This is a genomic window from Roseateles sp. (assembly GCF_036486225.1).
In the GTDB taxonomy this organism is placed as follows: Bacteria; Pseudomonadota; Gammaproteobacteria; order Burkholderiales; family Burkholderiaceae_C; genus Roseateles.
On sequence record NZ_DASVNZ010000414.1, the window covers coordinates 18,709 to 32,371 of the forward strand.

14 protein-coding genes are annotated in these 13,663 nt (G+C 70.2%); 4 read left to right on the forward strand and 10 right to left on the reverse strand.

Annotation, left to right across the window (positions count from 1 at the left end; genetic code table 11):
* Positions 1-33: 33 nt before the first annotated feature.
* From clpB to VF536_RS26985, 4 genes are all read right to left on the reverse strand, one after another.
* Positions 34-2,646, reverse strand: a complete 2,613-nt coding sequence (gene clpB / locus VF536_RS26970; protein ID WP_331618028.1) for an ATP-dependent chaperone ClpB — start codon at positions 2,644-2,646, stop codon at positions 34-36.
* Positions 2,647-2,832: 186 nt separating this feature from the next.
* On the reverse strand, positions 2,833-3,843 hold the full coding sequence (locus tag VF536_RS26975) for a S66 peptidase family protein (protein WP_331618029.1): 1,011 nt from the start codon (positions 3,841-3,843) through the stop codon (positions 2,833-2,835).
* The gene (gene crcB / locus VF536_RS26980) at positions 3,840-4,220 is read right to left on the reverse strand and encodes a fluoride efflux transporter CrcB (RefSeq protein ID WP_331618030.1); all 381 of its coding nucleotides are present in this window, start codon (positions 4,218-4,220) and stop codon (positions 3,840-3,842) included. The genes VF536_RS26975 and crcB overlap by 4 nt, the downstream gene beginning before the upstream one ends.
* Positions 4,217-4,714 carry a molybdenum cofactor biosynthesis protein MoaE gene (locus tag VF536_RS26985; RefSeq protein WP_331618031.1) on the reverse strand — a complete coding sequence of 166 codons (498 nt, stop codon included), beginning with the start codon at positions 4,712-4,714 and terminating at the stop codon, positions 4,217-4,219. The genes crcB and VF536_RS26985 overlap by 4 nt, the downstream gene beginning before the upstream one ends.
* A 146-nt stretch (positions 4,715-4,860) precedes the next feature.
* On the opposite strand from VF536_RS26985, the gene VF536_RS26990 reads away from it, so the two are divergent.
* The 4 genes from VF536_RS26990 to VF536_RS27005 all read left to right on the forward strand — a co-directional run bounded on the left by VF536_RS26990 (position 4,861) and on the right by VF536_RS27005 (position 8,338).
* Positions 4,861-5,589: a type 1 glutamine amidotransferase gene (locus VF536_RS26990; protein ID WP_414710455.1), complete on the forward strand. Its 729-nt coding sequence runs from the start codon at positions 4,861-4,863 to the stop codon at positions 5,587-5,589.
* Between the two features lie 100 nt (positions 5,590-5,689).
* The gene (locus VF536_RS26995; RefSeq protein ID WP_331618033.1) at positions 5,690-6,805 is read left to right on the forward strand and encodes a serine hydrolase domain-containing protein; all 1,116 of its coding nucleotides are present in this window, start codon (positions 5,690-5,692) and stop codon (positions 6,803-6,805) included.
* A gap of 167 nt (positions 6,806-6,972) precedes the next feature.
* Complete coding sequence (locus VF536_RS27000) at positions 6,973-7,482, forward strand: hypothetical protein (protein ID WP_331618034.1); 510 nt, start codon at positions 6,973-6,975, stop codon at positions 7,480-7,482.
* A gap of 121 nt (positions 7,483-7,603) precedes the next feature.
* Positions 7,604-8,338, forward strand: coding sequence for a glutamine amidotransferase (locus tag VF536_RS27005; RefSeq protein ID WP_331618035.1), 735 nt, complete (start codon positions 7,604-7,606; stop codon positions 8,336-8,338).
* A 21-nt stretch (positions 8,339-8,359) separates the two neighbouring features.
* Here the strand turns inward: VF536_RS27005 and VF536_RS27010 are convergent, their stop codons facing one another.
* From VF536_RS27010 to VF536_RS27035, 6 genes are all read right to left on the reverse strand, one after another.
* Positions 8,360-9,295: an RNA ligase family protein gene (locus VF536_RS27010; RefSeq protein WP_331618036.1), complete on the reverse strand. Its 936-nt coding sequence runs from the start codon at positions 9,293-9,295 to the stop codon at positions 8,360-8,362.
* Positions 9,296-9,638: 343 nt separating this feature from the next.
* The gene (locus VF536_RS27015; protein ID WP_331618037.1) at positions 9,639-10,610 is read right to left on the reverse strand and encodes a TIGR03571 family LLM class oxidoreductase; all 972 of its coding nucleotides are present in this window, start codon (positions 10,608-10,610) and stop codon (positions 9,639-9,641) included.
* Between the two features lie 21 nt (positions 10,611-10,631).
* Positions 10,632-11,456 carry a hypothetical protein gene (locus VF536_RS27020; protein ID WP_331618038.1) on the reverse strand — a complete coding sequence of 275 codons (825 nt, stop codon included), beginning with the start codon at positions 11,454-11,456 and terminating at the stop codon, positions 10,632-10,634.
* A gap of 185 nt (positions 11,457-11,641) precedes the next feature.
* Positions 11,642-11,914, reverse strand: coding sequence for a hypothetical protein (locus VF536_RS27025; RefSeq protein WP_331618039.1), 273 nt, complete (start codon positions 11,912-11,914; stop codon positions 11,642-11,644).
* Positions 11,915-11,987: 73 nt separating this feature from the next.
* On the reverse strand, positions 11,988-12,695 hold the full coding sequence (gene kdpE, locus VF536_RS27030) for a two-component system response regulator KdpE (RefSeq protein ID WP_331618040.1): 708 nt from the start codon (positions 12,693-12,695) through the stop codon (positions 11,988-11,990).
* Positions 12,692-13,663, reverse strand: a 972-nt coding sequence (locus VF536_RS27035; RefSeq protein WP_331618041.1) for an ATP-binding protein, incomplete at its 5' end; no start/stop codon positions are given. The genes VF536_RS27035 and kdpE, both read right to left, overlap by 4 nt.

A 13,663-nucleotide genomic window follows, 5' to 3' on the forward strand; every position in this document is an offset into this window, starting at 1 on the left:
CGGGGCAAGACCCGGCACCGGCGCCCCGCGGCGTCAATGCACGACCCGTCCGAACGAGAACTCGCCGGGCTCGCCGCCCGGTGCGGTTTCGACGCTCACCGGGATCACATCCTTCGGGCCGAAGCGGCCCTGCAGGATCAGCTTGGACAGCGGGTTCTCGATCCGCTGCTGGATCGCGCGCTTGAGCGGCCGCGCACCGAAGACCGGATCGAAACCGACCTTGGCCAGTTCGGCCAACGCCTCGTCGCTGACGTCGAGCTTCATCTCCAGCTTGTCGAGCCGCTGCTCGAGCTGGCGCAACTGGATCCTGGCGATCGACTTGATGTGGTCCGCGCCCAGCGCATGGAAGATCACGGTCTCGTCGATGCGGTTGAGGAACTCCGGCCGGAAGTGCGCCTTGACCTCGCCCCATACGGCGTCGCGGATGACCTCGTCGGGCTCGCCCTGCAAGGCCATGATGTGCTGCGAGCCCAGGTTGGACGTCATCACGATCACGCAGTTCTTGAAGTCGACCGTGCGGCCCTGGCCGTCGGTCAGGCGACCGTCGTCCAGCACCTGCAGCAGCACGTTGAACACGTCCGGGTGCGCCTTCTCGACCTCGTCGAGCAGCAGCACGCTGTAGGGCTTGCGACGCACGGCCTCGGTCAGGTAGCCGCCCTCGTCGTAACCGACGTAGCCCGGAGGCGCGCCGATCAGGCGGCTGACCGAGTGCTTCTCCATGAACTCGCTCATGTCGATGCGGATCATGTGGTCCTCGCTGTCGAACAGGAAGCCCGCCAGCGCCTTGCACAGCTCGGTCTTGCCGACGCCGGTCGGGCCCAGGAACAGGAAGCTGCCCAGCGGCTTGTCCGGATCGGACAGCCCGGCGCGCGAGCGCCGGATCGCATCCGCCACGGCGACGATGGCCTCGTCCTGGCCGACCACGCGCTCATGCAGCTTGTCTTCCATCTGCAGCAGCTTGTCGCGCTCGCCCTGCATCAGCTTGGCCACCGGGATGCCGGTCGCGCGGGCGACCACCTCGGCGATCTCCTCGGCGCCGACCATGGTGCGCAGCAGCTGCGGCTGGGTCTTGTCCCTGGCCTTGCCCATCTCCTTGGCCTGCGCCTCGTTCAGGCGCTTCTCCAGGTCGGGCAGCTTGCCGTACTGCAGCTCGGCGACCTTGTTGAAGTCGCCCTTGCGCTTGAGCTCCTCGATCTGGAACTTGATGCGGTCGATCTCTTCCTTGACGTGCGCGGAGCCCTGGGCCTGGGCCTTCTCCGAGGTCCAGATCTCCTCCAGGTCGTTGTACTCGCGCTGGAGCTTGAGCAGCTCTTCCTCGATCAGGGCGAAGCGGCGCTGCGAGCCTTCGTCGGTCTCCTTGCGCACGGCCTCGCGCTCGATCTTGAGCTGGATCATGCGGCGGTCGAGCCGGTCCATCGCCTCGGGCTTGGAGTCGATCTCGATCTTGATCTTGGCCGCGGCCTCGTCGATCAGGTCGATGGCCTTGTCGGGGAGGAAACGGTCGGTGATGTAGCGGTGCGAGAGCTCGGCCGCGGCGACGATGGCCGGGTCGGTGATCTCGACGCCATGGTGGACCTCGTACTTCTCCTGCAGGCCGCGCAGGATGGCGATGGTGGCCTCGACGGTGGGTTCGTCGACCAGCACCTTCTGGAAGCGGCGCTCCAGCGCGGCGTCCTTCTCGACGTACTTGCGGTACTCGTCCAGCGTGGTCGCGCCGATGCAGTGCAGCTCGCCGCGCGCCAGCGCGGGCTTGAGCATGTTGCCGGCGTCGATCGCGCCCTCGGCCTTGCCGGCGCCGACCATGGTGTGGATCTCGTCGATGAACAGGATGATGCGGCCTTCGTCGGCGGCGACTTCCTTGAGCACGGATTTCAGGCGTTCCTCGAATTCACCGCGGAACTTGGCGCCCGCGAGCAGGCCGGCCATGTCCAGCGACAGCACCCGCTTGCCCTTGAGGCTCTCGGGCACTTCCTCGTTGACGATGCGCTGCGCCAGGCCTTCGACGATGGCCGTCTTGCCGACACCGGGTTCGCCGATCAGGACGGGATTGTTCTTGGTGCGGCGCTGCAGGATCTGGATGCAGCGGCGGATTTCCTCGTCGCGGCCGATCACCGGATCGAGCTTGCCGGCGCGGGCGCGCTCGGTCAGGTCCAGGGTGTACTTCTTCAGCGCCTCGCGCTGGCCTTCGGATTCCTGGCTGTCGACCTTCTGGCCGCCGCGCACGGCTTCCACCGCCGTCTCCAGCGCCTTGCGGGTCAGGCCGTGGCCGCGCACGACGCCGGCCAGGTCGGTCTTCGCATCGGCCAGCGACAGCAGGAACATCTCGCTGGCGATGAAGTGGTCGCCCCGCTTGGAGGCTTCCTTTTCGGCGTTCTGGAGCAGGCTGACCAGGTCGCGGCTGGGCTGGACCTGCTGGCCCTCGCCCTGCACCTGCGGCAGGCCGCCGAGGATGCCGTCCAGCGCGCCCTTGAGGGCGGGCACCTTGACGCCGGCGCGCTCCAGCAGCGCCTTCGGGCCTTCGTCCTGCGCCAGCATCGCGGCCAGCACATGGACGGGTTCGATGTAGGGGTTGTCGCGCGTCACCGCCAGGCTTTGAGCCTCGGCCAGCGCTTCTTGGAACCGGGTAGTGAGCTTGTCGACTCGCATGGGAAATAACCTCCGTTGCGACCGAAGTAGGGACTGTGACCCCTATTTTCAAGAGGCGACTCCGGCAAGAGACGCGCCCAGCTCCGTCAATTTGCCGTGCGCTCCCACCCCATCCCCGCCCTCCAAGCGGGCGGGGCAGCAGTCACCCCACCCCCACCCGCCCCCACGGGGCGGGAGCCAGTCACTTCATGGGAGGGACTGGCTCAGGGTCGCGTGGCCAGGCCGCCAGTCGATGCGGCCGAGCGCCCCTTGGACGATGGACCATTGAGGGCCGACGTGGCCGATGTCGAGGTCAAGCAGCACCGGGCATGGCAGGTCGCTGAGCGCGCGTTGGAGCGCGTGCTCTTCGGTGAAGTCACCGCCCGAGGCGATCTCCTGGGCCACGGCGCTGCGACCGAAGACGATGCCGGCGGCACCGTCGAACCAGCCCGCCAGTCGCAGGCCGTGCAGCGCGCGAGCCAACTCGAACGGCGGCAGTTCGGCGACCTCGAAGAACCAGAGGGGCCGTTCGCCGTCGCCCAACGCGGCACGCCAGCCGGCCACGTCAGCCACGCTCGCGCCGGACAGCCGTGACAACGAGTCCAGGCAGCCGCCGACGAGGCGGCCCTCGATCGACAGCGGCTCGACGCCGCCGTCGAGTCGTCGCGCGAGCGTGCCCGGAGCCGCGTCCTGCTCGAACGGCGCGCCGCGTTTGGCAAACCACAGGTCGACGATCCGTTTCGAGACCGCGTCCAGCGCCGGATCCCAGAGCTGCATCAGGTTCGGTCCGTGGAGCGACGCCCAACCGGCGCGCAGCAGCAAGGGCACCTGGATCGTCGACAGGTCCGAGAAGCCGCTGAACCATTTGGGCGGCGCCTTGCGGAGCCGGTCGAAGTCCAGCAGCGGCAGCAGTTCGATGGCGAGTTCCCCGCCCCAGGGCGGGATCACGGCGGCCACGTCCGGATCGAGCAGCACGTCCATCAACTCCACCGCGCGCTCGGCGGCGCTCGCGCTGGCGCCCTGCACCTGCTGCCGCAGCGAGCGCCCTTCGCGCACGATGAACCCCTGACGCCGCAACATCGACAGCGCGGCGTCCAGGCGCTCATGCATCGCCGGCTTCACGCCGGACGACGGCGCGACGACCGCGAGGACGTCGCCCGCCCGGAGCGGCCGCGGGATCCGGATCGGTGAGTCTGATATGCCTGTCGCGGCGCTCATGCCGAGGTCAGCATCTGCATGACCTTGAGTCCAGCCGCGGCGGCGGCCAGCGAGCCGACGACATGCGCGGCCGAGTGGGAGAGCGCCATCAGGAACTCGCCGCGCTGCAGCAGCGACAGCGATTCGCCGGAGAAGGACGAGAAGGTCGTGAGTCCGCCGAGGAAGCCGGTGACGAGCAGCAGCTTGAGCATGTCGTTGGGATATCGCCCGAACCACTCCAGCGCCATGCCGATCAGGAATCCGCCGACGATGTTGACGGCCAGCGTTCCCAACGGGAAGCCCTGCCACTTCGTGTTCAACATCAGGCCCGCGCCCCAGCGCGCGAGCGCGCCCCCCGACGCCCCGACGGACACCGCCACCACCTGCATCCAGCTCATCGACCGTTCCCCTCCACGTTGATCCCCCATCGCGCAAGCGCTTCGTCGTCGGCGACACGCGCGTCCACCCAGCGGGCGCCGTCCGGCCCGTGTTCCTTCTTCCAGAACGGCGCCTGCGTCTTCAAGTAGTCCATCAGGAACTCGCAGGCCTGGAAGGCCTGGCCGCGATGGCGCGAGCTCACGAGCACGAGCACGATCTGCTCGCGCGGCCGCAGCGCGCCGACGCGGTGGATGACGCGGGCACCACGGATGTCGAAGCGTCGGAAGGCCTCGTCGATCATGGTCTCGATCGCGGCCTCGGTCATGCCGGGATAGTGCTCGAGCTCCATCAACGACACCGGCGTGCCGTCCGCGCCGTCACGCACCGTGCCCACGAAGCTCACCACCGCGCCCACGCCGCCATCCTCGGCGCGCAGCGCCAGTGTCTCGGCGCTGAGGTCGAAGTCGGCGGTCTGGACGGAGACGCGCGGCGGGCACAAGGCGGGCGAGTTCATCGAGGCATTTTGGCATCCGTCCGCCTGCCCGACAGCTCTTGATGACTTCTTGATGCCCCGGGGCCGGGTCTTGCCCAGACCTTGATGCGCGGCTCCCTACGCTGGGATCCTCGCAACAACGGCGCGCTTGTCCGCGCCCCCCTCGCATGAGACCCGTGTTGATCCTCCAGCACGAACCCGCGCAAGGTCCGGGTTATCTCCTCCAATGCCTGCGCGCGCACGACGTGCCGGTGCATCTGCTGCGGCCCGACCTGGGCGACACGCTGCCGCGGACGGCGGGTGCCTTCAGCGGTCTGGTGCTGCTGGGCAGCGACCACGGCGTCAACGACGGCACCCCCTGGATCCGGGCGGAACAGGCCCTGCTGATCGACGCGCTGCGGTTGAGCCGGCCCATCCTGGGCCACTGCTTCGGCGCCCAGCAGCTGGCGCGGGCCATGGGCGCCGGCGTGGCCCGCAACCCGCGGCCCGACATCGGCTGGCGCGAACTGTGGATCACGCCGGCGGCACGCGGACTGTTCGGCGGCGAGGACCGCCTGCTGAGCTTCAACTGGCATTACGACAGCTTCCAGATCCCGGCGGGCGCGACGCGCACGCTGTTCGGCTCGAATTGCCTGAACAAGGGTTTCTCGCTCGGACCGCACATCGGGCTCCAGAGCCATCTGGAAGTGACGGAACAGAGCCTGCGCGACTGGTGCGCCCAGGGACGCGAAGAACTGAGCCGCGGACGCAGCGTGACGGTGCAGAGCGAGGCGGAGATCCTCGCCGCGCTCCCCGAGCGTCTGGCGCGCCTGCGCGGGGCCGCGACCAGCGTGTACCGGCACTGGATCGGGCAGCTCGACCGGCCGCCGGTCTTCGGCGGCGTGCGGGCGGCGTGACTTTCTGCGCCGCCCTGGGGCGCATGCGACGCTGAGCCTTTGCCGCTACCGTCGCCACTGCCGTCGCTGTTGTCGCCACCGCTGCCCGGAGTCGTCCCTCATGGCCCTGCCCCGCCTCGCCCGCCAATGGCCGGCCGCCCTGCTCGTCGCCGCACTTGCGGCCTGCCAGGCGCCGACCTCGACCTCGACCTCGACCGCGCGCGGCGCCAACGACGTCGCCTCGCCGCTAGCCGCCTGGGACCAGGACCAGGACAAGACGCTGCAAGGCGTCGTGGTGCTGCGCGAGGGACGCATCGTCGCCGAGCGCTACTACAACGGCGCGACGGCGGCCTCGCTCAACGACATCCGCTCCGCCGGCAAGAGCGTGACCGCGCTGCTCGCGACGATCGCGATGGATCGCGGCACGATCACCAGCGCGTCGGACCCGGTGCGCAAGTACTGGCCCGAAGCCGCCGGATCCGCCGTGGGCGAGGCGACGATCGACGATCTGCTGACCATGCGCTCCGGCCTCGCGGCGGACGACGAGGACCCCGCCTCGCCCGGCATCGAGGACCACATGGACGAGGCGGCCGACCCCGTGGCCTTCCTGCTCGCGATACCGCGCAAGGACGCGCCCGGCACCACCTACCGCTACAACTCGCTGACCGCCTACGCGGCCGGGATCGTCGTCGGCAAGGCGACCGGCGCGGACCTCGGCGCCTTCGCCGGCACCGCGCTGTTCGAGCCGCTCGGCATCGCCGCCTGGCGCTGGAACAAGGATGTGGCCGGCAACACCAAGGGCCAGGGCAACCTGTGGCTGAGCACGCGATCGCTGGCCACGATCGGCGAGATGGTGCGCTGCGGCGGTGAGTTCCGCGGACGCCGCATCGTCAGCGCCGGCGGCATCGAGACGATGCTGCGCCCCCGCGTGCCCATCGCCGCCACGGACCCCTATGCCGACGAGTACGGGCGGCTCTGGTACTTCAAGTCGCACCCGGTCGGCGACTTCCGCGTGCCGGTCTGGTTCGCCTCCGGCAACGGCGGCAACAAGATCTACGTCGTCCCCAACCTGCGCATGGTGGTCGCGATCACCTCCCAGGCCTATGGCCGGGGTTACGGCCAACGACGCTCGCAGGAGATCCTGACGAGCGTGCTGCGCGACGCGATCGAGCATCCGACGCCAGCGGGGATCGGCAGCGCGCCGCCCGGTCTGCTGGCCCCGCACTGCGGGCGCTGACCCAGCCGGAAAGGAATCGGGATCGATCCGAAAAGGATCCGGGAAAGCCCGCCCCCGCGCCTCCCCCATCCGACCGATGCGCAGGCCCCGGCTCACCCCCTAACGTGTCCGAAGGAGCGCGCCGCGCTTCGCCACGCCGCGGCGACGCGGCTCAGCAGGGAGCACGCATGTTCGGTCTGACCCTCCTTGGCGCCGTGCACACGGCGTTCGCGATCGTCGCCCTCGTGGCCGGCTACGCCTTGATCATCCGCAACGGCCGCATCGAGGGCCAGTCGACCCTGGGCCGCACCTACCTCTGGTGCACCGTCGTCACCTGCCTGACGGCGTTCGGCATCTTCCGCCACGGCGGCTTCAACATCGCGCACGTGCTGGCGATCGTCACGCTCGTCACGCTGGCCGTCGCCGTCGCGGCGCATCGCACCCGTTTCCTCGGCGGCCTCTCGCCGTATGCGGAAACGCTGGGCTACAGCTTCACGCTGTTCTGCCACATGATCCCCGGCCTCAACGAGACCTTCACCCGCGTGCCCGTCGGCGCTCCGCTGTTCACCGGCCCCGACGACCCGGCGCTGCAGAAGGCGATCGGCGTCGTGCTCCTGCTCTTCCTGATCCTCATGGCGGTGCAGGCCTGGCGCATCCGCAAGGGGTCCGCGTCGGGGCGGTTGCCGCATCCGGCCTGAGCGGGCTGGACGAATGGATGCGTCGGTTGGACGTTCAGGGATGATCTGAACGGCGCCAGACGCGGTGGGCGCGGATACTGCGCGCGTCCCCACCCGCTCGCGCGCCGGACGCGCTCCGCTGATGCCCACGCCCAAGACCGTCCTCGCCGTCCGCCACCTGGCTTTCGAAGACCTCGGCCTGCTGCGGCCTGTGCTCGAGGAACGCGGCTTCGAGCGTTTCCTCACGCTGGATGCGGGCGTCGACGACCTGCGCGAACTGCGCGACGTGGACCTCGACGCGGTCGATCTGCTGGTCGTGCTCGGCGGCCCGATCGGCGCGTACGACGATGCGCTCTATCCGTATCTGAACGACGAGATCGCGCTCATCCGGCGCCGCCTCGCCGCGCGCCGGCCCCTGCTCGGCATCTGCCTCGGCGCGCAGCTGATGGCGCGGGCGCTCGGCGCCGACGTGCGGCCGATGGCGCACGGCAGGAAGGAGATCGGCTTCGCGCCGCTGACGCTCACCCCGACGGGCCTCGACTCCGCGCTCGCACCGCTGGCGAGCGGGCAGCCGGTGTTGCACTGGCACGGCGACCAGTTCGAGATCCCCGACGGCACCACCAGCCTCGCGACCACGCCCTCATGCCCGAACCAGGCCTTCGCGGTCGAGGACTTCGCGCTCGCGCTGCAGTTCCATCTGGAAAGCGACCCCGCGCGCCTGGAGCAGTGGCTGATCGGGCACTCCGGCGAACTCGCGCAGGCACGCGTGCCGCTCGAAGGGCTGCGACGCGACGCCGCCACGCACGGCGCGGGCTTGCGGACGGCGCTCGGCGAGGTCGTCGACCGTTGGACGGCGGGCTGGCCTGCACGCGACTGACGGCGAGCCGCCCGTCCGGGCTCATCGCTGCTCCGCCGCTTCGACGGCCAACGCCTTCAAGGCGCCCAGCGACCGCAGCGCCTTCACGCCCACGTCCCGCCAGGCGACTGTCGGCTCCGAGGCGAACAGGTCCGCGCCAGGGGCGAGTCCGTTGGGCAGCAGCGCCCCCAACGGCGGTAGCGCCGATGCCTTCGGCAATGCCGACGCCGGCACGGCTGCCGATGCGACCTTCGGATCGGAGCGCGCGTCATCGTCGGGTCGCAGCAGGAAACGTGCGAACTGGCCGTGGTCCTCCTCGACGGTCACGATGAGGGCGGCCATCGGCATCTCCCGCTCCGCGCGCGCCTGCCACAGCTCCGCCGGCAGTGCGTCACGCAGCGCGGCGGCCTCGAACGCGCGGCGCCAACCGGCGGACCGCGCGATCGGGCGACGCATGAGCGTCTCCAGCCATTGCGATTGCGTCGGCATCGGCCCCGCGTACAGGACCGGCACCGGCAGGACGGGCCAGCCGGCGAGCAGCGCCTCCCGCTGCGTCGTCGCGAGGCAGCGCCCGGTCGCACGGTCGAGCACGTCGGTCGCGTGGAAGTAGTGAGGCAGCCGGTCGTACCAGACGCGGCGCATCGCGTAGCTCCACACGCCGTGCAGCTCATAACGATCGCCGAGCCGCTCGAGCAGGCGCCGTTCATGGGCCATCGCCCAGATCTTCATCGGGATGAAGGGCCGCTCGCCGAAACCTCCGGCCAGCGGGCGGCCGTTGGCGCGCAGCATCAACTCGCCGCGAAGGTCGAACGAGAGGTCGGCCTCAGCGCCGTCGATCAGCGCTTCGATACGAACCTGCCGGCCGGCAAGTGCCGCGATCGGCACGCGTGCGGCGGCACGGTCGGAAGCGGGCGGGCAAATACCCGCGAGGTCCCGCGCACGCAGGCTCTGCGGCAGCGGCAAGGAAGTCAGATGCATGGATCCGTCGGCCTCCCGCGTTGTTGGCGCGAGGAGGTCCTGGTGAGGTCAGGAGACCGACGGAGAGCGGAACAGGCGCGAACGATGCAGGCCCAGGGGTGGACCGGTCAGGGGCATCGCGGCAAGGGAAGCGGAAGGATCCGGACAGCCGTCGGCGATCAGCGAACGAGGAAAGTCGGGGTCTTCATCGGGGCACCTCCGGAAGAGTGAGGGGTAGCGCGCGGGCGGACGGAGCCGTCCGGCGTGGGCGCGATTCTTCAACGCAAGGTCGGCGACGTCAACCCGCATCGATGCGGCGATCCGACACCCGGCTGGGGGACGGTCCGGACGTCCATGCCGAGGCTCACCCGCCAAGCGCCGGCAGCACCTCGGCGCCGAGCTCTTCGATCACCTCGCGCGCAGGCCGACCTCGTCCGAGGTTGAACAGCACATGCGCCACGCCCATCGCCTGCAGACGATGCAGGTACGCGATGAGCGCGTGGCGTCCCGTGCGCAGGCCGAGTTCAAGCGGCTCCGGTGCCGCGTCCGGATCGGCGAGCAGTTCGAGCTGCACCGACTGCACGAACGGTTTCGCACCGACGCCCTTCTGTTCGAGCGCGCGTTGCCACAACTCGATGCGGCCTTCCTGCCGCGCTTCCTCGCGGTGGTAGGTGGCCCAGCCGTCCGCATGCGTCGCGGTCCATTGCAGCGACTGCCGCGCCGAGCCCACGACGATCATCGGGATCCGCCGCGCCGGCCCGGGCAGCACCTCGAAGCCGCCGGTCGCGGCCAGCACCGCGGCACGTTCGTCGGCGTCGGGCGACAGCGCCGCGCGCACGATGGCCCAGCGGCTGCGGAACGCCTCCGCGCGCTGGTCCAGGTCTTCTCCGAAGGCCGCGAACTCCGCAGGCCGGTCGCCCGAGCCCAGTCCGAGGATGAAGCGTCCGCCGCTCAGCCGATCCAGCGACAAGGCGGACTTCGCCACATGCAGCGGATGCCGCAGCGGCAGCACGATCGCCGCGGCCCCGACGGCGATCTCGCGCGTCGCGCCGGCCAGCGCGGCCAGCCAGAGGAAGGGATCGTCGAGCGCGCTCGCCGTGTTGTCGCTGCCCTGCGGCACCATCAGCGGGACGTCGCGCGTCCATAGCGCCGCGAAACCGAGCCGGTCCGCGAGCGCGGCCAGCTCGAGCGCCTCGCCGATGTCGGCCATCCGATCGGGCCGTGCGTCGACGGGCGATGCGGACGCCACGGACGACGCGGACGCCACGGGCGTCATCAACCCGACCGTGAGGGCGCCCGCGGGAAAGACCCGCTGATATGCGTCGTTGAATCTCATGTCGCCGGAGCGTATCCCGCCTCAGCGACCGCCGGGCACCGGCATGGAAACATCCCTGAACTGGCCATTGCGATGACGACGCCGCACGAGGACTTCCGGCCGCTCGTGCACGATGGCCAGCCATGCGGGATCGAGGGGGGAGTGCCAGCCCTCGGCCGAGCCGTAGATCCGCTTGCCGTGGAGCGCCCACTTGCGCATCTTTTCGGTGAAGCGGGCCGGGTAGTCGCACGCGCGGCAACTGAGGTTGGCCCAGGGATCACAGACCTGGAGATGCGCCGGCCAGGACGCCATCGGACGCGACGCGATCGCCGGCGTCAAGGAGCCGACGACTGCCAGCGCATGCCGCTCGCCCAGCATCAGGGAACAGGTGGGGAGGCGCGGATGACGGTGCGCGAGCATGTCCAGGGCGGCTGCCGCCAAGCCGTCGCAGTTGTGCGCGCGAGTGCGCCAGATGCTTGCGGAACGCGCCGCGCTGTGGATGGGCGCGCTGTCGGGATAGTCGAGGCGGGCGCACTCTTCTTCCGGAATGTCCGGGGGGGCTTCTCCCACCCGCCGCTTGTTGTCGGACTTCAAGGCGTCGAAGCGCCGGTCGTAGAGCGCGAGCCTCACCAGGCGCAGCGTCTCCTGGCTGGCACGCGCCACCTCGTCGCGCACCTGCGTGGTGTGGCGTTGCGTCACCCACGGGCCGCACCATTGGCCTTGCACGATGCGTTGATGGCTGCGCAGCGCGCGTTCCGCGCACTGTCCACGCAAGCGTCGGGCGACGGCCTCGTCTTCGACGGAGCGAACCTTGACCGGCAGCAGCCGGTGGGCCAGCCCATGCCCGCCGGCATCGAGTCCGTCCACCGGTTCGCCGACACGGTGCCAGACAGCCTCGACCGTGGTGAAAGGGATTCGCACGGGATCTCCTGAAAAACAGAGATCCCGTAGTCGGTTGACGCCTGACGGGGTTCCCGCCGTCAGGCCTCCCGATGTTCAGGCGTCCGGGTTCCGCACCTCCCGGTGCGCGACCTGCCCGCCCGACGCCCGTCTCACTTGGTCTTCTGCTGCACCACCTTGGCGTAGTCCGCTTGCAGCTTGGTCATGAAGTCGGTGGTGACGCGGAACTGCTGTTCATGGAAGTCGATCAGCTTCTGGAACTGGTCGGCGGCGACCTCGAAAGGCGCGCCTGCCGCGCGCATCGATTCCAGGATCGCCTTCTGCGAGGCGAGCACCGTGCTCCATGCCGCGTAGTTCTGTTCGAACGCCTTCTTCGACTGCTCGAAGAAGGTCTTGCCGAGTTCGACCTGGGCCTGTTGGATCATGAGGAGTCTCCTTGTTGAGCGGTGTCGACCGGGAGGGTCGGGCCAGCGCCCCGATGCGGGCGTGCGGCCAATGCTACGGCATCAGCCGATACCCCACGCCCGTCTCCGTCAGCAGATGCTTCGGACTCGCCGGCTCGGCCTCGAGCTTCTGGCGCAGATTGCCCATGTAGACGCGCAGGTAGTGGTTCTGCTCCACCTGCGACGGGCCCCACACCGCCTTGAGCAGCTGGCGGTGCGTCAGCACCTTGCCGGCGTTGCCGATCAGGTGGCTGAGCAGGCGGTACTCGATCGGCGTGAGGTGCACGTCCTCGCCGGCGCGGCGCACGCGGCGCGCCGCCAGGTCGATCTCGACATCGCCGAAGCGGAAGACGGGATCCTGCTGCTCGCTGGCCCGCGCCTGGTTGCGGCGCAGCGCGACGCGCACCCGCGCCATCAGCTCGCCGACGCCGAAGGGCTTGCTCAGGTAGTCGTCGGCGCCATGGTCCAGGGCCGTGATCTTGTCGTCCTCGGCGCCGCGCGCCGACAGCACGATCACCGGCACCGCCGACCACGCGCGCAGGTCGCGCAGGAAGTCCTGGCCGTCGCCGTCCGGCAGTCCCAGGTCGAGGATGACCAGGTCCGGCCGCCGCGTGCCCGCGTCGATCAGGCCCTGGCGCAGCGTGCCGGTCTCGTGCACGGCCCAGCCCTCGCCTTCCAGGGCCAGGCGCACGAAGCGGCGGATGTTGGGTTCGTCCTCGACGATCAGCGCCACGGGGACGACGCTCGGTTGCGGCTCGCTCACGGTGGGAGTTCCCTGTCTTCCTCGAAGGCCGACAGCGCCGGCGGCTGGCCCAGCGGCAGCGCCAGGCTGAATCGCGCGCCGCCCTCCGGCGCCGCGCGCTCGGCCCAGATGCGCCCGCCGTGGGCCTGCATGATGGCACGGCAGATCGCCAGGCCCAGGCCGACGCCGGGCAGGTGCGACTCGCTGTGGCCGCGCGTGAATTTCTCGAAGAGCGCCTCCTCGCGGCCCGGCGGCAGGCCCGGGCCGTTGTCCTCCACGGACAGGCGCATCTCGCCCGATCCCGCGATGGCGGCATCGCCGTCGTCACCCGCGGCAACCAGGCCGTTTGACGCCGTTGAACTGCCCGGGCCGATCACGCCCTGCGTCCGGGCGATGACGCGGATCTCGCTCCCGGGCGGCGTGTACTTCGCGGCGTTCTCCAGCAGGTTCGCGAGGACGCGCTCGATGAGCACCGCATCGAGCTCCACCAGCGGCAGCGTCGACGGCACGTCCAGCACCACGCGGTGCCGCGCCAGCGCCGTGCCCATCAGCTGCAGGCTGCTGCCGATGACTTCGTCCACCGGCTGCCACTGGCGGTTGAGCTTGAGCGCGCCGCTCTGCAGTCGCGCCATGTCCAGCAGGTTGTGGACCATCGCGTTGATGCGCAGCGACTGCTGTTCGATCGCCTGCGCGGTCTCGGCGGCGCCGGGATCGAGCGCCCGCTTGGTCAGCGTCTCGGCCAGCCCCTGCAGCGCGGCCAGCGGCGTGCGCAGGTCATGCGACAGCGCCGACAGCAGCGAGTTGCGCAGCCGCTCCGACTCGATCTGCAGCAGCGCCTGCTGCGCGACCTCGACGTAGTGCACGCGCTCCAGCGCCTGACCCGCGATGCGCGCGGCCGTCTCCAGCTGCGCGCGGCGCTCCGGCAGCATCAGCGTCTGCGCGTCGCCGGGCCGCAGCGCGAGCACGCCGCGCGTGCGCATCGGCGCACG